The following is a 20,369-nucleotide window of genomic DNA, read 5'->3' on the forward strand; positions in this document are numbered from 1 at the left end:
CGTCACGAGACCACCGCCAGGGGCCGGTAGGCCGTCAGTTCGTCCCCGGCGGCCAGCCGCACGCTGCGGCCCTGTGAGCGCGCGTGAATGACGCGCTCGGTGAGGTAACCGGCCCCGTCATCGCAGCCGTGGGCGTGCACGACGCTCGCCGTAATCTGGGTCGCGCCGGGCCAGGGAATCGTCGTGATGAGCCGCGTTCCGCGGTTGCGTAGCCGCCCGGCAACCGCCCGCTGGTCGCCGGCGCCGAGCGAGCGCGCCGATCCCACGATAAGGACGTCCGCGCCATCGATCGCCGCGGCGAGCACGGGCGGGGTCGCGCCGGTGGGCAGATAGAGCACCCGAGCTAGATCCAGCCCGGCCTGCTTGGCGGCATACCAGCCGACGTCCCGCAGCCCGATGACGACGCACCAGCCCCGGCTGCCCATGAGTGTGGCGGCCAGCGACCACACGATGGTGCGCGAGCCGCTGACGTGCACGACGCCGCCGGCGGGCACCCCGCGTGGCAGGAGTCCCCGCAGCGCGTCGGGCACGCGGCCCTCCTCATCGGGTGGGCGCACCCCGGTCCGGGTTTCTGCCACCTGCAAAATCGAGCGGGCGTGGGCTAACCGATCCACGAGAACCTCCTCCCCGAATACGAACGTGTGTTCGATTCTAGAATGCCTCCCCGACGCCACGCCAGGCAAGATCAAACATCTGTTCGAATGGCGAGCGAGCGCCCTGTGGCCTGTTGCGGTAACGAAAACTCGCTGCTCCCGTTAGCCTGGTAGTGACGCATCCGATACATCGGCAAGCCAGAAATGAGGAGACATGAACCTGTCCCGCCCCATCGCCCCCGAACCCTACGAGATGCTCCCCGAGGTCCCGTCCTTCACGCTGACCTCCACCGAAATCCGCGACGGCGACACCATGCCCGACGCCCAGGTCGCCGAGGGCGGCAACACCTCCCCGCAGCTGAGCTGGTCCGGCTTCCCGAAGGACACCAAGTCATTTGCCGTCACCTGTTTTGACCCCGACGCTCCCACCCCGGCCGGTTTCTGGCACTGGACGGTTCTCGACATTCCCGCCGAGACAACCGAGCTGCTCGCCGGGGCCGGCACCTCCGATCTCGAACTCGATGGGGCCGCTTTCCACGTCCGCAATGACGGCGGCGACCACTCCTACATGGGCGCCGCTCCCCCCAAGGGCGACCGGGAACACCGCTACATCTTTGCCGTCCACGCCCTCGACGTTGACACCCTGGACCTGGACGAGAACGCCAGCCCGACGGTCGCGGCATTCACGATGCTCTTCCACACCCTGGCCCGCGCTACCCTCACGGTGACCTATCAGAACAAGTAGCTAGCCCACCATCCGGCTCAGTAAGCCGGTCCACGACGCGTCGTTGTGCATTACACTCCAAGTTAATCCCCCAACCAATGGTGATTGGAGTTTCTCATGCCGAATTCACGCGTCTGCTTTTTGACCTACCATCGAGCCGACTATGAGCACGCGATGCGCTTTACTGAGGAGTTTACGGGCGCCTGGCAGCGCCTGATAGACCGCGGTATCGGCGCCCAGATGGCGGGTGCGATCGTCGGGTCGTCTAACCATGAGTACATTAAACGCTCGATCCGCCAAACGTATTTACGAGATTCCGTGGTCACGATCGTGTTACTCGGCCCCTGCACGTGGTCGCGAAAGTTTGTGGACTGGGAAATTGCTGCCTCGCTCGATGGTGATCAGCAAAATTCCGGGTTGCTGGTGTTGACGTTGCCCTACGCCCACAGTGAGACGACGACGCACTTGCGCTCGCGGCTGGCCGCCAACGTGGAATCTGGCTATGCGGTGTTTGCCCCCTACCCCAGTGACGTGGCCGAGCTGTCCGATCTCATCGAACAGGCCTACGCCCGTCGCACCACCCACCTGGATCGAATCGATAATTCCGAGCCACTGCGAGGTCGTAACGCTTACTGCCAGCGCTAAGGGACACTCACCTGGAACTCGGGGGTCACCAGGCTGCAGGAACGCAGCCCCAGCCCCGAGACCCATCGAGGATCATCCGTGGGCGCAACGACGGGATACAGCGGGTCGCCACAGATTGGTGCACCGAGGTGTGCGAGGGTTGCCCGCAGTTGATGCGTGCGACCGGTCACGGGGATGAGTTCCCACTGCCAGTGCTCGCTCGTGGCAATGACGCGGACACGGGTATGGGTATTGGGCTCGCCTGGCACGATGAGCGTGGGCAGCGTCCCATCCTTGCGCGCCAGCCGCAGCCGGATGTCATGCCAATCGCCATCGGCAAGCGCTACTGGCCCCGGCGCGGTGACGGCACGGTAGTGTTTGGTCACCAGGCCGCGGGCGAACCAGCCCTGGATCTCGGCTCGGCGCGCGGGATCGGTCACGAGCAGCAGCACCCCGGAGGTCAGCCGGTCGAGCCGGTGCGCCGGGATGATCGCATCGTTGCCGAACTGTCGCCGCGCTTGCACGACGGCTGATCGCGCGACATACGACCCGCGCGGCATCGTCGCCAGGCCCGAGGGTTTATCGATCGCGAGCCAGCCATCGCCCGCGCCAACGACGGTGAGTGTGATTGGCGCGGCTACCTCATCGGGCACGGGACGGTGCAGGTAGAGCGCGCTGGGCGGCGGTGAATCGGGCGCGAGCGTCTCCTCGCGAGCCGTCACGACGCGACCCTCAGCAAATGCCGTCTGCGTGATGCGCTCAAGCTCCGCGCCATCGATTGTTAGGAGCGCACCGAGCGCGCCCGCCACCCACTGCTTGGCCGTCGTGATCTCGCCGGTCGGTCGCGCGAGCTGCCGGGCAGGCAGCCCGGCGCGCATGGGCGCGCGCTCCATCGAGCTAGGACCGGTGCGCCTGCCCGGCGGCGCACGTATCGCCGCAGCCGAGGCGGTGGCGATTGCGGGCGATAACCGGATAGATCCGCTCCCCCAGGGCGCCAAGCGGGCCCCTCATCGCCGCCGATAGGAGTCGCCACGGGCCGGGCAGCAAGGCGCTGACCCGGCCGGCGGCGCGCGCCCCGCGATAAATCACGGGGCGGCCGCCGCGGCGCAGCTCGATCACGACAAGCGTTGCGGACAGGTCTTCGCCTGCCAGCAGGTCCGCGAGCCCATCCTCGCCGAGCGCCTCGCTCAGCATGGGCAGCTCACTGAGCCCCGTGAGCTGTTGGCTCGTCGTCGAAACGACCCGCGTCGCGGGCGTTTGCCGGCTCGCGGCGGCCGCACCGAAGGCGCGGCACATCCGGCACTCGCCATCGACGATGACGAGCAGCTCGGTGTTGTGGGCGAGGATGCTCACTGCTCGGGGCGCTGCTGCGGCGGCACGTCGCCGCGCTTGATGGCCTCGACCTCATCGTCCTCGACGTTCCAGGCCGAGGCTCGCGGATCGGCCGGCGAGGACTGACCATGGGGCGCCTGGCCGCTTTGGGCGCGCCGCGAATACGGCACCCCGCTGCCTTCGCCCGCAACCGAGGCCTCATCGCCCGCGCGCTCGGCTTCGCCGCGCGCCTCGGCCAGGGCCTCCTTGGGATCCTGCAGGCTCGTCTCCGGGAACTCGTCGCTAAAGCCGCCGCCGTCTCCCATGGGTCCAGCCGGCGGGCCGGCGAGCGGGTTGTCGCCGCCGTCCTCGCCGCCAAAGGCACGCGCGATCGAGCCGAAGGCCGCCGTGAACTCGGTCGGCACGACCCACATCTTGGACGAGGAGCCGTTCGCGATCTTCGGCAGCGTCTGCAGGTACTGGTAGGCCAGCAGCTTGGGATCGGCGTTGCCGCGGTGGATCGCCTCGAAAACCTGCAGGATCGCGCGAGATTCACCCTGCGCTTTCAGGATCGCGGCCTGGGCCTGGCCCTCGGCGCGCAAAATCGCCGACTGCTTTTCACCCTCGGCCTCCAGAATCTGGGACTGCTTGACGCCCTCGGCGGTGAGGATCGCGGCGCGACGATCGCGCTCGGCGCGCATCTGCTGCTCCATCGAGCCCTGCACGGATGCGGGCGGGTCAATGGCCTTCAGCTCAACGCGGTTGACGCGGATACCCCACTTGGTCGTCGCCTCATCGAGCACCCCGCGCAGCTGGCCGTTGATCTGGTCGCGGCTGGTCAGGGTCTGCTCCAGGTCCATCGAGCCGATGACGTTACGCAGCGTCGTGACCGTCAGCTGCTCGATACCCGTGATGTAGTTGGCGATCTCGTACGTCGCGGATTTGGGGTCGGTCACTTGGAAGTAGATGACCGTATCGATCGAGACGACGAGGTTATCGGAGGTGATGACGGGCTGCGGCGCAAAGGAGACGACCTGTTCGCGCAGGTCGACGCCCGCACGCACGCGGTCAACGAAGGGAATGAGGAAGTGGATGCCCGCATACATCACCGTTTGGAACTTACCGAAGCGCTCGACGATGAGCGCGACCGCCTGCGGCACGATGCGCACCGCGCGCGCGATCGCAACGATGACGACGACCGCGAGGAGGATGAGGATAATCAGCAGGAGTGTGGAACCAAGATCAGACATGAGCGCCTCCGGTGGTAATGGGTGGGACTTCGTCGACGATGGCAATCGCCCCGTCGATCTTGTAGACGTAGACGGTGGAATCCTCGCGGATGACGACGTTATCCTTCGCCCGCGCCGTCCAGACCTCACCGGCGAGCTTGATTCGCCCGCCCTGCAGCGACACATCGTGCAGGACGACGGCTTCGCGGCCGACGAGTGCTTCGGCGTTCGTGAGCGTCGTCGGCGTATGCCGCTGCATCCAGCGCTTGGCGCCCGGCCGCACCGCGAACAGCAGCACGACGGAGGTGACAGCAAAGGCAACTACCTGCACCCACAGTTCGGTGCCCGCGAGGTGGGCCACCATGGCGGCGAGTGCACCGCCGGCAAGCATGAGGAAAATGAGGTCGACGGTGAGCATCTCCACGACGACAAGGACAAGAACAGCGCCGAGCCACCAAAGCCAACCCATGGCGGTCCCCCTTTCTGTTGTCTGGAGTTATTCTAGCGCGCGGCCCTAGCCCCGTGCGGCGCGCGCCGCCCACCGGCCGCGGTGGCGTTCGACCTCCAGTTCGAGCCCAAAAGTCTCCGAGAGCAGATGCGGCGTGAGAGTTTCCTCCAGCGGCCCATCGGCCACCTTTTTGCCATCGCGCAACAGCAGGGCGTGGGTGAAGCCGGCCGGGATTTCCTCGACGTGGTGCGTCACGAGCATGATGACGGGCGAGCGGTGGTCGCCGGCGATCTCCGTCAGCGCCCACATGAGCTCTTCGCGCCCGCCGAGGTCGAGCCCGCCCGCGGGTTCATCGAGCAGCAGCAGCTCGGGATCGCTCATGAGCGCGCGGGCGACCTGCACCCGCTTGCGTTCGCCCTCCGACAGCGTGCCGAAGGTGCGCTCCGCGAGGTGGGCAACCCCGAAGGCGGCAAGTAGATCCTCGGCTCGCGTCTCATCGAAATCGTCGTAGGCTTCGCGCCAGCGACCGATCATGCCGTAGGCAGCGGTCATGACGACGTCCTTGACGCGCTCGCGGCCCTGGATCCGTCCCTCCAGGGCGGAGGAGGCGAGCCCGACGCGCGAGCGCAGCTCGGCGACGTCGAGGCGGCCAAGCTTTTCCCCCAGGATGTGGACCTCACCGCTCGTCGGGTACATGCGCCCGGTCGCGAGCTGCAACACGGTCGTTTTTCCGGCGCCATTGGGCCCGAGCACGACCCAGCGCTCACCGTCTCGCACGGTCAGCGAGATGGAATCGATGATGGTCTTATCGCCGCGCGTGACGCAGACGTTATCGAGTGCGAGGACTTCGTCGGTCATGTCCCAAGCTTACCCGGCAAGCACCCGGCGGTAGACCTCAAGGGTCCGCTCGGCGATCGCCTCCCAGGAGAAATGCTCCTCGACGCGGCGGCGCGCGGCCTGGCCCATCTGCGCGGCCCGCGCCGGATCGGACAGCACCTGGTTCAGCCGCTCGGCAATATCGGCGACGAAGGTGTCGGGGTCAAGCGGCGTGCCCGTGCCGTCTTGGACCTGCTCGATCGGAATGAGCACGCCCGTCACGCCATCGTCGATGACCTCCGGGATGCCTCCGGTCGCGCTTCCGACGACGGGCAGCCCAACGGCCATCGCCTCCAGGTTCACGATCCCGAGCGGCTCATAGATCGACGGGCAGGTAAAGACGGTTCCGGCCGACAGCACCGCGATGAGGTCCTCACGCGGGAGCATGTCCTCGATCCAGATGACGCCATCGCGCGTCTGTTTCAGCTCCTCGACGAGGCCCACGACCTCGGCCATGATCTCCTTCGTGTCCGGCGCTCCGGCGCACAGGATGACCTGGACGTCATCGTCGAGCTCGCGCACCGCACGCAACAGGTAGGGCAGGCCCTTTTGCCGCGTGATGCGGCCAACGAAGACGACCGCTCGGCGGGAATCGTCGATGCCGTAGCGCTCAAGCACCTGCGCGCGGTGCTCCAGGTCGCTCGGCGGCTGCCAGGCGGCCAGGTCGATGCCGTTGTGCACGACGTGCACGATGTCCGGGTCCACGGCGGGATAGGCGCGCAGGATGTCCTCGCGCATGCCGCCCGAGACGGCGATGACGCCGGCCGCGCCCTCATAGGCCGTGCGCTCGGCCCAGGAGCTCAGGGCGTAGCCGCCGCCGAGCTGCTCGGCCTTCCAGGGCCGCAGCGGTTCGAGCGAGTGTGCGCTGAGGATGTGCGGGATGTCGTAGAGCAAGGAGGCGAGGTGGCCGCCGAGGTTGGCGTACCAGGTGTGGGAGTGGACGAGGTCCGCGCCCTTGCATGCCTGGGCGAGCAGCAGGTCAACGCCGAAGGTCCGGAGCGCGGGATTCGCCTCGGCGAGCTCCGGCAGATCGGAAAACCCGCTCACTCCCTCCTCGTCGCGCGGCCCATCAAACGCGTGGACGCGCAGGTCGATATGGGGACGCAATACGCGGCTCAGCTCCGCCACGTGCACGCCGGCACCGCCATAAATATGTGGCGGATATTCACGGGTTAACAGGTCGACTCGCATGGTGTTCTCACTCACGGCTCCATTGTCCTATACCGAGCCTCGAAAAACCCCACTTTGCGCGCTCGGTTATGCCTACGCTTAGGGCATGGCTAAACCTCGGGTCCTGGCAATCGTCCTTGCTGGTGGTGAAGGTAAACGGCTGATGCCGTTGACCGAAGAACGCGCGAAACCTGCAGTCCCTTTTGGGGGAATTTATCGCCTCGTGGACTTCGCGCTGTCAAACATCGTCAACTCCGGCTATTTGCGCGTCGTCGTCCTCACGCAGTACAAATCCCATTCACTGGACCGACACATTTCTAAGACCTGGCGGATGTCGACGCTGCTCGGTAACTATGTTGCTCCGGTGCCCGCCCAGCAACGCATGGGCAAGAACTGGTATCTCGGCAGCGCCGACGCCATTTACCAGTCGCTGAACCTCCTGGACGACGAGAAGCCCGATATTGTCGTCATCTGCGGTGCGGACAATATCTACCGCATGGACTTCTCCCAGATGGTCGCCCAGCACATCGACTCGGGATTCCCGATGACGGTCGCGGGCATTCGCCAGCCGCGGGCGCTGGCCAGCCAGTTCGGCATCATTCAGGCCAGCAAGGACAACCCGCTGAAGATCGCCGAGTTCTTGGAAAAGCCCGCCGAAGCCGAGGGCCTGCCCGACTCCCCCGACGAGGTCCTGGCCTCAATGGGCAACTACGTCGTCAATGCCGATGCCCTGCGCGAGGCCGTCACCGCGGACTCCGAGGAAGACACCGCCCACGACATGGGCGGCAACATCGTGCCGTATTTCGTCGCCCAGGGTCAGGCCGGCCTCTACGACTTCACGTTCAACGAGGTGCCGGGCTCCACGGAGCGCGATCGCAACTACTGGCGCGACGTGGGAACCCTCGACGCGTTCTACGAATCGCACCAGGACCTCATCTCGGTCACGCCCGTTTTCAACCTGTATAACGACCGCTGGCCGGTCTTCACCGGCTACACGGGCCTGCCGCCCGCCAAGTTCGTCTACGGCCACCGAGAGCGCCTCGGCCACGCGCTCGATTCGATCATCTCCCCCGGCGTCATCATTTCCGGCGGCGAGGTCCTCGGCTCAGTCATCTCGCCCCACGTGCGGGTCAACTCCTGGTCCTCGGTGCGTGAATCCGTCGTCTTCGACAACGTCAACATCGGCCGCAACGCCACCGTCGTGCGCTCGATTCTGGATAAGAACGTCATCGTCGAAGAAGGCGCTCACGTCGGCGTCGATCAGGAATACGATCGGGCCCGCGGCTTCACCGTCACCGAGGGCGGCATCACCGTCGTGCCAAAGGGCTGGCGAGTCACGCGGTGATCGATCACCGCCTGAGCATCGTCAGCACCGGCGACCTACCCGAACACCTCCTGCCCGACGTCGAACACACGCTCGCCCACCTGGGGTGGCTGGGGCTGAGCGCGACTCGCCGCGAGATCGAGCCTGCAGCCGATGCACCAACCGCGCTTGCGGTGATCGACTACCGCGGCAAGGTGCCGCCCCTCGTGCCAACGCACGCGGATCACGATCACGACGCGATGCTCGCCGAACTCATCTCCGGCCTGCAGGCCCTCGGGCTCGCGACGCTGCATGTCGCGGGCGCGGCGACCACCAACGTCCCGGATCTCATCGTCGCCGATATGGATTCGACCTTCATCAACGACGAAGGGCTCGATGAGCTGGCGGCGCTTGCCGGAAAGGGCGCCGAGGTGGCGGCCGTGACCGAGGCGGCGATGCGCGGTGAGCTCGATTTCGCGGGCTCGCTCACGCAGCGGGTGGCGCTGCTCGCGGGGACCGACAGCGCGCTCATTGACCAGGCGCGAGGCCGGCTCACGCTCACGGACGGGGCGGCAACGCTCGCGGCGGCCGCGCGCGATCACGGTGTCCGCTTCGGGATCGTTTCCGGCGGCTTCCACGAGATGATCGACCCGCTGCTTGCCGAGGTCGGTATCACCCGGTGCGCGGCCAACCGGTTCGAGATCGCAGACGGCGCGCTGACCGGCGCGGTCGCTGGTCCGATCGTCGACGCCGAAGCGAAAGCCAATTATCTGCGCATCTGGGCGCCGGGCCCCTATACCGTCGCCATCGGCGATGGCGCGAACGATATCGAGATGCTGCGCGCCGCGAGCCTCGGGATCGCATTCGATGCCAAGCCTGCGCTGCGCGAGGTCGCCGATCTCAGCGTCAATGTGCGGCGCCTGGATATCGTCGCCGCGCTGCTCGGCCTACGTTAGGGGACGCACGACGGCGCGCACGTGACAGGACTTGCGCGCCAACTCGTTCCAGGCGACGGGCACATCGAGGACGCACGCGGTGGCCGTGGGCACCCCGAGGCGAATCTGCTGGCCGATCTCGTCCTTCGTATCGTGCAGCATGTGCGCCAGCGAGCTCATCGTCGGCTCATGGCCGACGACGAGGACCGTCTGCGCGGATTCATCAAGGCCGCCAAGGATCTCGATGAGTTCACGCGGGCCGGCCTCATACAGCGCATCCATGGAGGTGCCGGCGGGCCAGTCGGCGTCCTCGGCCGCGAGCAGCCGATAGGTCTCTTTCGTGCGCAGCGCAGAAGAGACGAGGACGGTATCGACGTCGCCGACCTGCTCGCGAATCAGCTCGCCGAGCTGGCTGGCCTGCTGGCGGCCGCCAGCGGACAGGGCGCGCAGGTAGTCGCCGAGTTCATTTTCCGCTTCCGCCTTAGCGTGGCGAAGGAGAACGAGAGTTTTCACGGCGCCTACTATCGCACACGTCGCGAAGCGCGACAACGCCGACTACTGGCCCATGATGTGCACGCCGCCGTCGACGTGCACAATCTCACCGCTCGTCGCCGGGAACCAGTCCGAGCACAGCGCCAGCACGGCCTTGGCCGCGGGCTCGGCATCGGTGACGTCCCAGCCCAGCGGGGCGCGGGAATCCCACGTGTTTTCCATCTGGTCAAAGCCCGGGATGGAGGTGGCGGCCACCGTGCGCAGCGGCCCGGCCGAGACGAGATTGACGCGAATGCCAGCGGGACCAAGATCACGTGCGAGATAGCGCGCGGTCGCCTCGAAGGCGGCCTTGGCAACGCCCATCCAGTCATAGACCGGCCAGGCAAACTGCGCATCGAAGGTCAGACCCGCGATCGCCGAGCCGGGCTTCATCAGCGGCTGGGCTGCGACGGCCAGGGACTTCAGCGAAAACGCCGAGACCTCCACGGCCGTCGAGACATCCGGCCAGGTGCCCGCCAGGAAGTTGCCACCCATGACCGACTGGGGCGCGAATCCGATGGAGTGGACGACGCCGTGCAATTCATCGGTGTGCTCCCGCACCCGGTCCGCAAGCGAGGCGAGGTTGTCCTCGTCGGTGACATCGAGTTCGAGGACCGGAGCGGCCTCGGGCAGGCGGCGGGCGATCGCGCTGAGCAGTCGGGTCTGGCGGCCGGGAGCCGTCAGGATGACGTTCGTGCCCTGCTCCTGGGCGAGGCGCGCGACGTGGAACGCGATCGATGTTTCTTTCAAGACGCCGGTGATGAGGAGTGTCTTGTCCTTAACGAGGGTGCTCATAGGTGGTCCTTAATCTTCTAGCTACTTAGTGGCCCATGCCGAGGCCGCCGTCGACGTTCAGCAGCGTGCCGTTGACGTATCCGGCCTCCTCGCTGGCGAGGAAGGAGACGGCGGCGGCGATTTCCTCGGGGGCGGCAAACCGGCCGGCGGGGATTCGCGCGAGGTAGTCGGCGGCGATCTTTTCTGGCAGCTCGGCGGTCATGTCGGTGGTGACGAAGCCCGGGGCGATGACGTTTGCGGTGACGCCGCGCCCGCCCAGCTCGCGGGCGATCGAGCGAGCCATGCCGATGAGGCCCGACTTCGCCGCGGCGTAGTTGACCTGGCCGAAACCGCCATAGGTGGCAACGACGGAGGAGATGAGTACGATGCGTCCATAGCGCGCCCGCATCATGTCCTTGGTCGCCGCCTTCACGCAGCGGAAGGCGCCGGTGAGGTTCGTGTCGATGACGGCCGCGAAGTCCTCTTCGGTCATCCGCGCGAGCAAGCCGTCTTTGGTGATGCCCGCGTTGGCGACGAGAACGCCGACCGGCCCGAGATCCTCGCGGATCGCGTCGAAGGCCGTCGTCACGGACTCACTATCGGTCAGGTCCGCGCGATAGGAATGGGCCCCCTCGGGAAGCTCCCCCGAACGGTGAATCCCGGCGACGGTGTAGCCGTCGTCTAGTAAGCGGGTGGCGATCGCTCGGCCGATTCCCCGGTTCGCGCCGGTCACTACTGCAATGCGTGTGGTATCCATCCCCTCGACGCTATCGTGCCCAGTCGCACTCGGCCTTGGTGTACACCCAACAAAAGGACGCGATAGCCTGCACGTATGGGCACAAAGGCCGAGCGGATTTATCACATCACGTCAGCTCGGCGTGCCCTGTCCGAGGACGTGGATGATCGAACGACCCGTTACCTCGTGACGATGGTGTTTCGCACCGTCTGTTTTATTCTGTGCGCCGTGACTCCGGGCTGGTACCGCTGGCTGTTTGCCGCGGGCGCGATCCTGCTGCCGATGCTCGCCGTCATGGTGGCCAATGCTGGGCGCGAACCGTCGGGCACGATCGACGAGCGCGCCACCGGTGGCGCCGCGGAACAGCACAGTGCGTTGCCGCCCGGCTCCGGTCCGGTCATCGCCCCCGATGGTTCAATCATCGAATCCCGTGAGCTGGCGGCCGCCCCCGCCATGCGCGAGGCCGAGGTGCCAACAGACCCATTGTCCACGAGCTTTCAGCGCGCCCGCCATCCCGAGTGGTTTACCGACGAGACGGAGTTTTTGCGGTGAAACGCTCCTACCGTTTCCTTTCCAGCGGCCGCTGGGTGGGGCTGATCCTCACGGGCCTCATCGTCGTCGTCACGTGCATTTTCTTAGGGCTCTGGCAGTGGGGGCGCTACGAGTATAAAAAGGAGCTCGTCGCCCAATTTGACGCCGCTTATGACGCCCCTGTCACCCAGCTGTCTGACGTGATCGCCGCTGGAGTTACGGTGAGCGGGGATCGGGAGTGGCAGCCCGTTGAGCTGACGGGCACGTGGGCGCCGGAGCAGATCCTTATCCGCAATCGTGCGGTGGGCGGCGAGAATGCCTATCGAGTTCTGGCGCTCCTGCACACTGACAGCGTCGATGTCCTGGTCGATCGGGGCTGGATCCCCGTCACGGACGATAATCCCGCTCCCCCGCCGCTGCCAGCTGGCACGGCGCACCTCACCGGCCGGCTGCGTCCTGCTGAACCCGTCGATACCCGCGGCATCGCTCACGGCCAGGCGCAATCGATCAACCCAGAACAGCTGGTCTCCGCGATCCACGGCCCGGATGCGTCAGCCGCATCGCAGCGTCCGGTGCTGTACGGCTACGTCCAAGTCAGCGATGGCATGGAAGGCTTTGGCTCCTACCCGAAACCTGAACGTAACCTGGGTCCCCACCTGTCATATGCCTTCCAGTGGTGGGTCTTCGCCCTTGGCACGATCGTCGGCCTGACTATTCTCGCGCGGCGAGAAGCTGCGGAAAATGCCGGCGAGGTCGCCCCGAAGGTTGCTCGGACCTCGCTGGAAACGGAAGAGGACGCGCTCGTAGAAACGCAGTTGCGCTAACGTCTTACCAGCTGATGTACAGCAGCGCGACGTGGCCGAGATAGCCAGCCAGCAGCGCAACGGCGACCGACGTGAGCGTCCCGATGATGAAGCGTTCGGAGGCCTCCGGCGTCGATTTCAGTTCGGGATAGCGGCCCAATCCCTTGATGGCGAGAACGACCGCGACTAGGGAGAGCTGCCCGAGCATGACGACCCCGGTAATGAGGATGCGCTCGAGGACGCCGATGAGGGCTCCGCCGCGCATAACTTCTACTGGCGGCACCTTGGCCTCGATGACCGGAACCTTGTCGGGCTCGCGCAGCGGCCGCCGAACTTTGGCAATGCGCAGGATTGCAGCTGTAATAATCCAGCCGAGCACGGCCGAAGCCACGATGAAGATGGCGATGATGACCAGGCGCTGAGGCAATCCGGGCGAGAACACGAATTGGTACGGGTCCATGCGCTTAGCTTATATCTGCGCTGTGCAGGAGCCGGGCTAGGACTGGTCGGGCTTCGTCGATCTCGCGAGCGTGTCCAGATTTCAGCACGGCCGAGACCGTCTGCGGCGTAATCCCCTGCTGCTTCGCGATGGCAGCGCCAGTCTCGGTTTCGGCGAGCGCGGCCAGCTCCCACTGCCGCTCCGTGCGCTGGGAAAGCAGGGCCGCCATGAGCCGATAGGTGGCCTGGGCATTCGCGGTCGCCTCCGCAGCTGCCTTGGTACCCGGCTCAAAGGTCACCGCCCGCTGCCGCTTGGCCAGGTCCACGGCTCGGCGCGCCGCCCGGTAAGCCGGACCGTCACCCTCGCGAGAGTGCTTTGGCAGGGGCTTCTCGACCTCGCCGATACCAAGTCCGACATGCCAGCAATCCTGCTGAGCTAATGCGAGCAGCGCCGTGACCACGTCGTCGGCGGCCTCGAAGGCGCCCTGGAACTCGTCGCCGACCGTCCGCTCGAAGGCGATGATGGGGTCAAGCGCATTCAGCGCCGCGACCCCCTCCGGTACCCGATCCGGGTTGGATCCGGAATCGATCTGGTCCACCGTCAGAACAAACATAGGACCATCATACAATAACGTCTGATTTTTTAATATCAGACGTTTATGGCTGATAGCAACATATCAGCCGCGATCAGGCGAGCGAGATGAGCTCCTCGTAGTCCTCGCTCCAGAGGTCTTCTTCCCCGTCGGGCAACAACAGGACGCGATCGGGGTTCAGGGCCCGGACCGCACCCTCGTCGTGCGAAACGAGAACGACGGCGCCGGTGAAGGCCGCGAGCGCCGCGAGGATCTCGTCGCGCGAGGCCGGATCGAGGTTGTTCGTTGGCTCGTCCAGGAGCAGGACGTTGGCCGAGGAGGTGACGAGGACGGCGAGGGCAAGACGTGTCTTCTCGCCTCCCGATAGGACGGCGGCGGGTTTGTTCGCGTCGTCGCCGGAAAACAGGAAGGAGCCGAGGATCGAGCGGACCTGCGTGTCGTCGAGATCTGGGGCGGCGCTGCGCAGGTTTTCGACGACGGTTCGCGTCATGTCGAGGGTCTCGTGTTCCTGCGCGTAGTAGCCGAGCTTCAACCCGTGGCCGGGGATGACGCGACCCGTGTCGGGGGCTTCAATTCCCGACAGCAGGCGCAGCAGGGTGGTTTTTCCGGCGCCGTTTAGGCCAAGCACGACGACTTTGGAGCCGCGGTCGATGGCGAGGTCGACGCCGGTGAAGACCTCGAGGGAGCCGTACCACTTGGACAGGCCTTCGGCTGTCAACGGGGTCTTGCCGCAGGGAGCCGGGTCCGGGAAACGTAGGTGGGCGACTTTTTCTGCGCGGCGCTCTTCCGCGAGGTCGGCGAGCATTCGTTCGGCGCGGCGGGCCATGTTTTGGGCGGCCACGGCCTTCGTTGCCTTGGCGCGCATCTTGTCGGCCTGGGCTAAGAGCGCGGAGGCCTTCTTCTCGGCATTGGCGCGCTCGCGCTTGCGGCGGCGCTCGTCGGCGTCGCGCTGTTTGAGGTAGGCGTCCCACCCCATCTTGTAGACATCGAGTTCGGCACGGTTAGCGTCGAGGTAGAAGACCTCGTTTGCCACGGTGCGGACGAGGTCGACGTCGTGGGAGATCATGATGAGGCCGCCGGAGTACGTCTTCAGGTAGTCGCGCAGCCACAGGATCGAGTCGTGATCGAGGTGGTTGGTGGGCTCGTCCAGCAGGAGGGTTTTGACGTCGGAAAACAGGATGCGCGCGAGTTCGACGCGGCGGCGCTGGCCGCCTGAGAGGGTCTCGAGGGGCTGGTCGAGGACGCGGGTGGGCAGGCTTAGGTTGGAGGTGATGCGAGCGGCTTCGGCGTTGGCTGCCCAGCCACCTTGCGCCGTGAATTCGGCATCGAGGCGGACGTAGCGCTCCATGGCTTTTTGTTGCTTGGCGCCGGTGGCGGTCGACATCTCGTGTTCAGCCTTGGCGATCCGGCGGATGATCTCGTCGATGCCGCGAACGGAAAGGACACGATCCTTGGCGAGCTGGTTCAGGTCACCGGTGCGAGGGTCTTGCGGGAGATAGCCGATATCGCCCTTGCGCAGGACCGTTCCTTCATAGGAGATGGCGCTTGAGGTGCCTTCTTCGCCGGCCAGGAGCTTGGTAAGGGTGGTTTTTCCCGCTCCGTTGCGCCCCACGAGGGCAATGCGCTGCCCGGCGCCGACGTGGAACGTCGCGTCGTGGATGAGTTCGCGCGGCCCGATCCGCAAGGATAGGTGCTGAACGGAGATCATGGGGGTGGTGGTCCTTTCCTTGGCCGCGCTCCATGCTAGCGAAGCGGGAGCGTATCGAGCCGGTTATTTTCGCCTCTGGGCATGGCTAATGGCCCACACTGAGCGTGCGGGCCATACCTGTGGGTTGTTAGGCGGCGCTCGCGCCGCTGTTAGGTAGATCCGGCGTTCCGGCTCTCACATCGCGAATGGTGATGGGCTCGCGGTAGGCCTTGTAGCGGTCGTGGATGATCGGCCGCTGCAGCGGATCTACGCGCTCGGGTGGGATGAGCTCGGGGGTTCCGGCTTCGGACATGCGGATCCGCCAATGCTCGGTATCCCCCACGTCGTGTTGGACCTGGCGGTGGTGGTGGGCGCACACGAGGACAACGTTGCCCAGCGAGGTTGGCCCGCCTCTTATCCACTGCTCGATGTGGTGGGCCTCGCATCCCGTAGCGGGCACAGTGCACCCTGGGAAGACGCAGCCACGATCGCGCACCGTGAGTTCGCGTCGGAGTTTGGCGCCGACCGTTCGGCTTCTGGAGGTGGAGCCGCGGGGAACGCCCTGCTCGTCCAGGTCAACGAACATGATTTCGGCGTCGCACGCGAGGAGTCTGAGATCCAGGGCTGACAGGCGGATGCCGGTATCGGTGGTTCGGTGCCAGTAGCGCGAGGCCGTCGTGCGTAGGGCATCGACCATGGCCCGGGCGCGGGCACGGATCTCGCCCTCGCTGCGAGCGAAGATAGCGCCGGCGCCGGCGCTGGCGGCGTGATTGTCGCCTACCTGGGAATCAGATGGCGTCGTGGGCGCCACAGAGTCGAACGCGGCAGAGAAGAGATCGTCATCGACACTGGCTTCGCTCAATTCGTCGTCGGTAATGCCTAGGAGCTGGCAGTTCTCCGCCAAGATCTGGCGAAAGTCGGCGGTGATGACGATGCGGGGCCTATCGCCGCCGAGTACCGGCGAGCGGCTACCAATCTGGTCCTCGGCGATGACCTCGAGGAAGGCGTCTGCGCGGTACTGGGCGATAGTTGCCTCGCCGGTACCTTCCCGGGAGTTAGTCGTGGCAAACTTTGCTTGCGCTCGCGCGTTGAGGACAGCGAGGGCGCCGAGGGCGCTTGCCGTCGGGAATGCCGCGTTGACGTAGGTCATCGAGCCATCGAAGCTCTGGGATACCTTGAGGAAGCGCGCTTCGTGGTTGCGCTGGGCCTTGCGCGCGGCTTCTTCCTCTTGCGTTTGGAGGGTTTCAGCGGCGATCCGCTCTTGCAACTCTCTGGCCCTGGCGCGGAATGTATCGGGATCGTGCTCGCGCGCCATCTGCACGAGGGCCTCTTCACAGATGTCGAGAATCTCGGGGTGAGCAAGGGCGTGCGGGTCCTGCTCGATTACTTCCATGGCGGCAACCGCGATCCGGCGGTGGAACTCCGTCATCGATCCAGACCGGACGGCGTCAATGAAGCGCTGGTACTTGGCGGTCTTCTTCGCGTCCTTCACCATGGAGCGCGCGACGCGCTGCGGCACATTGCTCGTGTGGCGCACCCAGGATGAGGTGGCAAGCCCGGTGGCGCGCGTTGTCGTCTCATCCTTTTCGAGCTCGGCGAGCAGGTCTGTCTTCAGACCCGCGAGCTCGGATTCGATATCCATGAGGAGTTTCATGACTGTGAGCCGCTCCTCGTCGCTCCCACCGGACATGTGGGATGCGCGAAGCGGCCGCAGCTGCGCTAGAACGCTGCTGAGGCTTTCGCGCATCTCGCCGGGCGGGTAACTCATACGTCGATCGTACGAGTGTTCGAATCGAACTTCAATGGTGAGAATTAAATTTGGGCTTATCTACCACCTGCGGCTGCGAGGTAGCTGGGGATAACTGGCGAGGCCGGCCCTGGCACTCGCGGCTGTGCACAGGGTTAATGGTTGGCGCGCTGCGAGCGGGTTGCCGACAAGGTGCTGGCCGCGGGTTTTTGAGCATTTTGTGGATTCTTACGGCCAGGTTGTGGAGGTTCGCCAAGGGTGCGGGCTGCTTAGGTGCGCGATTCGTAGACTGGGCAGGTGACACATGAGGAGCAGCAGGCGTTGCAGGCGGTGGGAGTCTCGCGCCGGGATCGGCGCACGCGCCTGCAGCGGGCGCGCGCATTTCAGGTGGCCGATGAGACCTACGAACGCTTTCGGCCGGAGTATCCCGAGGCGATCGTCTCGGCCGTCGCGGCGCGGGCGCCGCACGGGGGCCACGTCGTAGATTGCGGTGCCGGAACCGGAAAGTTCACGAGACTGCTCGCGGCGCGCGGCCTCGACGTCACCGCGATTGAACCTGCGGCCGCGATGGCGGATCAGCTGCGCGCGACCTGTGACACTGCCCCGCTGGCCGCGCGGGTGCGCGTCCTTAAGGCACGTGGCGAAGACACGGGACTGCCGGCGAGCTGCGCCGACGTCGTGACCTATGCGCAGGCCTGGCACTGGGTCGATGAGCAGGCCGCGGCGGCGGAGGCCGCGCGGATCCTGCGGCCGGAGGGCACGCTCGCGCTGATCTGGAACCAGTTCGCGACCGATGTGCCGTGGGTGCACCGGCTGACGCGAATCATGCGCAGCGGGGACGTGCACCTCATGCGCGGTTACCGGGACCTGCGGCCACACTTCGGCGTGCCCGAACGTGTCACGTCGTCCTTTAGTCAGCGGCTGCTTCCCGATGAGGTCATGGCGCTGGCGCGTACCCGCTCCTCGTACTTGGCGGCTAGCGCCGCGACACGCGCGAGAATGCAGGACAATCTTCGATGGTACCTGCGCGAGCATCTCGGCTACGGCGAGGCGGATCCGATCGAGTTGCCCTACGCCTGTGTGGCGTGGCTATACAGACGTGACTAAAATTAGGTGACCAGTCTTTTGGCTTGGCTGGGCTAGCACCAGCGCTGACACGGGTGAGGAAACATGACCTTTAACGAGGGGATCCGGACCAATCCGGGACGCGGAAGTTCGTCGCGCGGTCGCGGTGGCATGGTGGCCGGCGGTGTCGGTGGCCTGGGCGGCCTGCTCTTGCTCCTGCTGTACATGTTCATGGGCGGGGATCCGTCCAGCGCGCCGATCGGACCGGGCGCCGGCGGGGGTGGCGCCCAGGAGGAACAGACCGACGTCCTGGAAAAGTGCCAGACGGGTGCGGACGCGAACAAGTATTCGGAGTGCCGGGTGCTCGCCACCGTCGAGTCGCTCGATGAGGTGTGGAAGCCGATCCTGCCAAAGGAGGCGGGACGTAACTACCAGCAAGCCGACTTCAGGATCTTTACCGATGCGGTGAATACCGGCTGTGGCTCGGCGTCGTCGGCGACGGGTCCGTTCTACTGCCCCGCCGATGGCACCGTCTACATCGACGTCAATTTCTATGACGCGCTCGAAACCCAGCTCGGCGCCAAGAACGAGCCGCTCGCGCAGGAGTACATTATTGCGCACGAGTGGGGCCACCACATTCAAAACCTCACGGGCCAGCTGCGCCGCGTCGACCACAATGACACGGGTCCGGCTTCGACGATGGTGCGCAGCGAGCTGCAGGCTGATTGCTATGCGGGCATTTGGGTGCATCACGCCGCCAATTCCGTCGACCCGGAAACCGGCAAGACCTTCTTGAAGCCGCCCACCGAGCAGCAGATTAACGATGCGCTGGCCGCGGCGGCTGCCGTCGGCGATGACCGGATCCAGGCTCAGCAGGGCCGCGTCTCACCGGAGACGTGGACGCACGGCAGCGCGGAGCAGCGCCAGAAGTGGTTCGTGCAGGGCTACAAGCACGGCACGATGCAGTCCTGCGATACGTGGAGCGTGCAGCAGCCCTAGCGGGCTGGCTCGGTGATGAGCTCGACGCTCGCCTTGCCGGTGGGTGCCGTCGTGCTCATGAGCTCGCTTCCCATGACGGCCAGCAGCGCCTCCCAGCGCTTGGTGATGCGCGAGGCCTCGAGCGTGAGGCCCTCGGGGCGCTTGCCCTGGTGCAGCGGCGCGAGCAGGTACTGGGTGCGACCGGCGGCCAGATCCATCGTGACCGGCGTGTAGGTCATCGCTTTGACGGTGGCGGCGGTGTCATCGGCTTCGATCGCGAGTTGGACCATGACGCCGGTGGCGGTCTCCCGCGTGCAGCAGTTCTCATCCTGACCGGAGTAGAAGTTGCCGGTGGAGTAAACGACGGGCACCTTCGCGCCGCCTGGGCCGGGAAGGCTCTCGATCTTTTGCGGCACGTGCGGGTGCGTCCCGATGATGGCATCGACGGCGCCCGATTCGGCGAGGGCGCGCGCGAGCGTGACCTGTTCGTCGTTGGGCTGCATCTGGTATTCGATGCCCCAGTGCGGGCTGACGATGACGATGTCGGCGCCGGCGGCCTTGGCGCTCTTGGCGGCCTCGAGCATGTCCTCGAGCATGTTAACGGCTTGGAAGCCTTGCGCCTTGCCCGGATCGGGCATGCCGTTCAGTCCGTAGGTGCCGGAGACGTGCCCGATCGTAACGGTGCGGCCGTCCTTGGTGAGGCGGTAGTAGGCCGGGGAAAGGCGCTCGGCCTCGCTGCGGCCCGCGCCCGTCGCGCCAAGCTGGTGCTGATCGAACAGGTCGAGCGTGGTCTTCAGGCCATCCCAGCCGCGATCGCCGGTGTGGTTCGTCGCGATCGTACAGCCATCCCAGCCGAGGGTTTTCAGATCTCCGATGAGCTCTGTGGGCGCGCCGAACATCGGATAGCCCGAGGGTTTCGTGCCCTTGGGTGCGATGGGAATTTCGAGCGAACACAGCGCGAGGTCGGCGCCCTCGACGAATGGCCGGGACTCGGCCATTTTCGGCACGAAGTCATAGGTGCCGTCGGGCTTTTTTGCGGCTTCATACACCGAGGTATGCGGCAGGATATCGCCCGCGGAGACGACCGTGAACGTCGTTGGGGGGACCTCGGTCTTGCCGTCGGAGGGCCAGGGGCTCGCGTACGGAGTCGTCGCCGAAGGTGTTGGGGAGGTCGGTTGCTGCGTCGGGGCCGTGCTCGTGCACGCGGCAAGCAGCGTCGCGGCCAGAGCCGGAGCGAGGAAAACCAGGCGGGACTTCACCCCGCTAGAATACC

Annotated in this window: 23 protein-coding genes; 8 read left to right on the top strand and 15 right to left on the bottom strand. The window is 65.8% G+C overall.

Annotated elements, in window-relative coordinates:
- Positions 1–2 precede the first annotated feature (2 nt).
- A complete protein-coding gene (locus MUN85_RS11150) occupies positions 3–614 on the bottom strand; it encodes a hypothetical protein (RefSeq protein WP_250506760.1) in 612 nt (203 codons plus the stop codon).
- 193 nt (positions 615–807) lie between these two features.
- Here MUN85_RS11150 and MUN85_RS11155 point away from each other — a divergent pair, with 193 nt between their 5' ends.
- Positions 808–1,338: a YbhB/YbcL family Raf kinase inhibitor-like protein gene (locus MUN85_RS11155; RefSeq protein WP_250506761.1), complete on the top strand. Its 531-nt coding sequence runs from the start codon at positions 808–810 to the stop codon at positions 1,336–1,338.
- 96 nt (positions 1,339–1,434) lie between these two features.
- Positions 1,435–1,962: a TIR domain-containing protein gene (locus MUN85_RS11160; RefSeq protein ID WP_250506762.1), complete on the top strand. Its 528-nt coding sequence runs from the start codon at positions 1,435–1,437 to the stop codon at positions 1,960–1,962.
- Here the strand turns inward: MUN85_RS11160 and MUN85_RS11165 are convergent.
- Genes MUN85_RS11165 through glgA form a run of 6 tightly spaced genes read right to left on the bottom strand, consistent with a single transcriptional unit; the run spans position 1,959 to position 6,996 of the window.
- Positions 1,959–2,834, bottom strand: a complete 876-nt coding sequence (locus MUN85_RS11165) for a pseudouridine synthase (RefSeq protein ID WP_250506763.1) — start codon at positions 2,832–2,834, stop codon at positions 1,959–1,961. The genes MUN85_RS11160 and MUN85_RS11165 overlap by 4 nt on opposite strands.
- 4 nt (positions 2,835–2,838) lie before the next feature.
- The gene (locus MUN85_RS11170; protein WP_250506764.1) at positions 2,839–3,294 is read right to left on the bottom strand and encodes a thiol-disulfide oxidoreductase DCC family protein; all 456 of its coding nucleotides are present in this window, start codon (positions 3,292–3,294) and stop codon (positions 2,839–2,841) included.
- Positions 3,291–4,502 carry an SPFH domain-containing protein gene (locus tag MUN85_RS11175; protein WP_250506765.1) on the bottom strand — a complete coding sequence of 404 codons (1,212 nt, stop codon included), beginning with the start codon at positions 4,500–4,502 and terminating at the stop codon, positions 3,291–3,293. Before MUN85_RS11175 ends, MUN85_RS11170 begins: the two co-directional genes overlap by 4 nt.
- Entirely contained in the window at positions 4,495–4,950 is a 456-nt protein-coding gene (locus MUN85_RS11180; protein ID WP_250506766.1) for an NfeD family protein, read from the bottom strand. The genes MUN85_RS11175 and MUN85_RS11180 overlap by 8 nt, the downstream gene beginning before the upstream one ends.
- Positions 4,951–4,995: 45 nt before the next feature.
- The gene (locus MUN85_RS11185) at positions 4,996–5,787 is read right to left on the bottom strand and encodes an ABC transporter ATP-binding protein (RefSeq protein WP_250506767.1); all 792 of its coding nucleotides are present in this window, start codon (positions 5,785–5,787) and stop codon (positions 4,996–4,998) included.
- A 9-nt stretch (positions 5,788–5,796) separates the two neighbouring features.
- Positions 5,797–6,996, bottom strand: a complete 1,200-nt coding sequence (gene glgA / locus MUN85_RS11190) for a glycogen synthase (RefSeq protein ID WP_250506807.1) — start codon at positions 6,994–6,996, stop codon at positions 5,797–5,799.
- A gap of 85 nt (positions 6,997–7,081) precedes the next feature.
- Between glgA and MUN85_RS11195 the strand changes: the two genes are divergently transcribed.
- A complete protein-coding gene (locus tag MUN85_RS11195) occupies positions 7,082–8,320 on the top strand; it encodes a glucose-1-phosphate adenylyltransferase (protein WP_250506768.1) in 1,239 nt (412 codons plus the stop codon).
- A complete protein-coding gene (serB, locus tag MUN85_RS11200; RefSeq protein WP_250506769.1) occupies positions 8,317–9,234 on the top strand; it encodes a phosphoserine phosphatase SerB in 918 nt (305 codons plus the stop codon). The genes MUN85_RS11195 and serB overlap by 4 nt, the downstream gene beginning before the upstream one ends.
- On the opposite strand, the gene MUN85_RS11205 is transcribed toward serB, so the two are convergent.
- From MUN85_RS11205 to MUN85_RS11215, 3 genes are read right to left on the bottom strand one after another with little or no spacing between them, the layout of a single operon-like run.
- Positions 9,226–9,726 (bottom strand): SixA phosphatase family protein, encoded by a 501-nt coding sequence (locus MUN85_RS11205; protein WP_176780793.1) that lies wholly within the window; start codon positions 9,724–9,726, stop codon positions 9,226–9,228. The two genes, serB and MUN85_RS11205, sit on opposite strands and share 9 nt — an antisense overlap.
- Before the next feature lie 42 nt (positions 9,727–9,768).
- A complete protein-coding gene (fabI, locus tag MUN85_RS11210; RefSeq protein WP_250506770.1) occupies positions 9,769–10,539 on the bottom strand; it encodes an enoyl-ACP reductase FabI in 771 nt (256 codons plus the stop codon).
- Positions 10,540–10,564: 25 nt separating this feature from the next.
- The gene (locus MUN85_RS11215; RefSeq protein ID WP_250506771.1) at positions 10,565–11,275 is read right to left on the bottom strand and encodes a beta-ketoacyl-ACP reductase; all 711 of its coding nucleotides are present in this window, start codon (positions 11,273–11,275) and stop codon (positions 10,565–10,567) included.
- A gap of 75 nt (positions 11,276–11,350) precedes the next feature.
- Here MUN85_RS11215 and MUN85_RS11220 point away from each other — a divergent pair, with 75 nt between their 5' ends.
- Together MUN85_RS11220 and MUN85_RS11225 are read left to right on the top strand one after the other, a co-directional pair.
- Positions 11,351–11,806, top strand: a complete 456-nt coding sequence (locus MUN85_RS11220; protein ID WP_250506772.1) for a DUF3099 domain-containing protein — start codon at positions 11,351–11,353, stop codon at positions 11,804–11,806.
- On the top strand, positions 11,803–12,609 hold the full coding sequence (locus MUN85_RS11225; RefSeq protein ID WP_250506773.1) for an SURF1 family protein: 807 nt from the start codon (positions 11,803–11,805) through the stop codon (positions 12,607–12,609). Before MUN85_RS11220 ends, MUN85_RS11225 begins: the two co-directional genes overlap by 4 nt.
- Positions 12,610–12,613: 4 nt before the next feature.
- Here MUN85_RS11225 and MUN85_RS11230 read toward each other — a convergent pair whose 3' ends face one another.
- The 4 genes from MUN85_RS11230 to MUN85_RS11245 all read right to left on the bottom strand — a co-directional run bounded on the left by MUN85_RS11230 (position 12,614) and on the right by MUN85_RS11245 (position 17,074).
- Positions 12,614–13,048, bottom strand: a complete 435-nt coding sequence (locus MUN85_RS11230; RefSeq protein WP_250506774.1) for a hypothetical protein — start codon at positions 13,046–13,048, stop codon at positions 12,614–12,616.
- 4 nt (positions 13,049–13,052) lie between these two features.
- Entirely contained in the window at positions 13,053–13,640 is a 588-nt protein-coding gene (locus tag MUN85_RS11235) for a SatD family protein (RefSeq protein ID WP_250506775.1), read from the bottom strand.
- A 73-nt stretch (positions 13,641–13,713) separates the two neighbouring features.
- The gene (locus tag MUN85_RS11240; RefSeq protein ID WP_250506776.1) at positions 13,714–15,327 is read right to left on the bottom strand and encodes an ABC-F family ATP-binding cassette domain-containing protein; all 1,614 of its coding nucleotides are present in this window, start codon (positions 15,325–15,327) and stop codon (positions 13,714–13,716) included.
- 127 nt (positions 15,328–15,454) lie between these two features.
- On the bottom strand, positions 15,455–17,074 hold the full coding sequence (locus MUN85_RS11245) for an HNH endonuclease signature motif containing protein (protein WP_250506777.1): 1,620 nt from the start codon (positions 17,072–17,074) through the stop codon (positions 15,455–15,457).
- A 276-nt stretch (positions 17,075–17,350) separates the two neighbouring features.
- Here MUN85_RS11245 and MUN85_RS11250 point away from each other — a divergent pair, with 276 nt between their 5' ends.
- Positions 17,351–18,160: a class I SAM-dependent methyltransferase gene (locus tag MUN85_RS11250; protein ID WP_250506778.1), complete on the top strand. Its 810-nt coding sequence runs from the start codon at positions 17,351–17,353 to the stop codon at positions 18,158–18,160.
- A gap of 63 nt (positions 18,161–18,223) precedes the next feature.
- Positions 18,224–19,117 (top strand): KPN_02809 family neutral zinc metallopeptidase, encoded by an 894-nt coding sequence (ypfJ, locus tag MUN85_RS11255; protein WP_250506779.1) that lies wholly within the window; start codon positions 18,224–18,226, stop codon positions 19,115–19,117.
- Here the strand turns inward: ypfJ and MUN85_RS11260 are convergent.
- Positions 19,114–20,355: a CapA family protein gene (locus MUN85_RS11260; protein WP_250506780.1), complete on the bottom strand. Its 1,242-nt coding sequence runs from the start codon at positions 20,353–20,355 to the stop codon at positions 19,114–19,116. The two genes, ypfJ and MUN85_RS11260, sit on opposite strands and share 4 nt — an antisense overlap.
- Positions 20,356–20,369 lie beyond the last annotated feature (14 nt).

The organism is Bowdeniella massiliensis (assembly GCF_023634005.1).
GTDB lineage: Bacteria > Actinomycetota > Actinomycetes > Actinomycetales > Actinomycetaceae > Bowdeniella > Bowdeniella massiliensis.

Coding starts and splice junctions, on each gene's coding strand:
- MUN85_RS11155 (WP_250506761.1), top strand. CDS start 808: ATGAACCTGTCCCGCCCCATCGCCCCCGAACCCTACGAGATGCTCCCC.
- MUN85_RS11160 (WP_250506762.1), top strand. CDS start 1,435: ATGCCGAATTCACGCGTCTGCTTTTTGACCTACCATCGAGCCGACTAT.
- MUN85_RS11165 (WP_250506763.1), bottom strand. CDS start 2,834: ATGGAGCGCGCGCCCATGCGCGCCGGGCTGCCTGCCCGGCAGCTCGCG.
- MUN85_RS11175 (WP_250506765.1), bottom strand. CDS start 4,502: ATGTCTGATCTTGGTTCCACACTCCTGCTGATTATCCTCATCCTCCTC.
- MUN85_RS11180 (WP_250506766.1), bottom strand. CDS start 4,950: ATGGGTTGGCTTTGGTGGCTCGGCGCTGTTCTTGTCCTTGTCGTCGTG.
- MUN85_RS11185 (WP_250506767.1), bottom strand. CDS start 5,787: ATGACCGACGAAGTCCTCGCACTCGATAACGTCTGCGTCACGCGCGGC.
- glgA (WP_250506807.1), bottom strand. CDS start 6,996: ATGCGAGTCGACCTGTTAACCCGTGAATATCCGCCACATATTTATGGC.
- MUN85_RS11195 (WP_250506768.1), top strand. CDS start 7,082: ATGGCTAAACCTCGGGTCCTGGCAATCGTCCTTGCTGGTGGTGAAGGT.
- fabI (WP_250506770.1), bottom strand. CDS start 10,539: ATGAGCACCCTCGTTAAGGACAAGACACTCCTCATCACCGGCGTCTTG.
- MUN85_RS11215 (WP_250506771.1), bottom strand. CDS start 11,275: ATGGATACCACACGCATTGCAGTAGTGACCGGCGCGAACCGGGGAATC.
- MUN85_RS11220 (WP_250506772.1), top strand. CDS start 11,351: ATGGGCACAAAGGCCGAGCGGATTTATCACATCACGTCAGCTCGGCGT.
- MUN85_RS11230 (WP_250506774.1), bottom strand. CDS start 13,048: ATGGACCCGTACCAATTCGTGTTCTCGCCCGGATTGCCTCAGCGCCTG.
- MUN85_RS11235 (WP_250506775.1), bottom strand. CDS start 13,640: ATGTTTGTTCTGACGGTGGACCAGATCGATTCCGGATCCAACCCGGAT.
- MUN85_RS11240 (WP_250506776.1), bottom strand. CDS start 15,327: ATGATCTCCGTTCAGCACCTATCCTTGCGGATCGGGCCGCGCGAACTC.
- MUN85_RS11245 (WP_250506777.1), bottom strand. CDS start 17,074: ATGAGTTACCCGCCCGGCGAGATGCGCGAAAGCCTCAGCAGCGTTCTA.
- ypfJ (WP_250506779.1), top strand. CDS start 18,224: ATGACCTTTAACGAGGGGATCCGGACCAATCCGGGACGCGGAAGTTCG.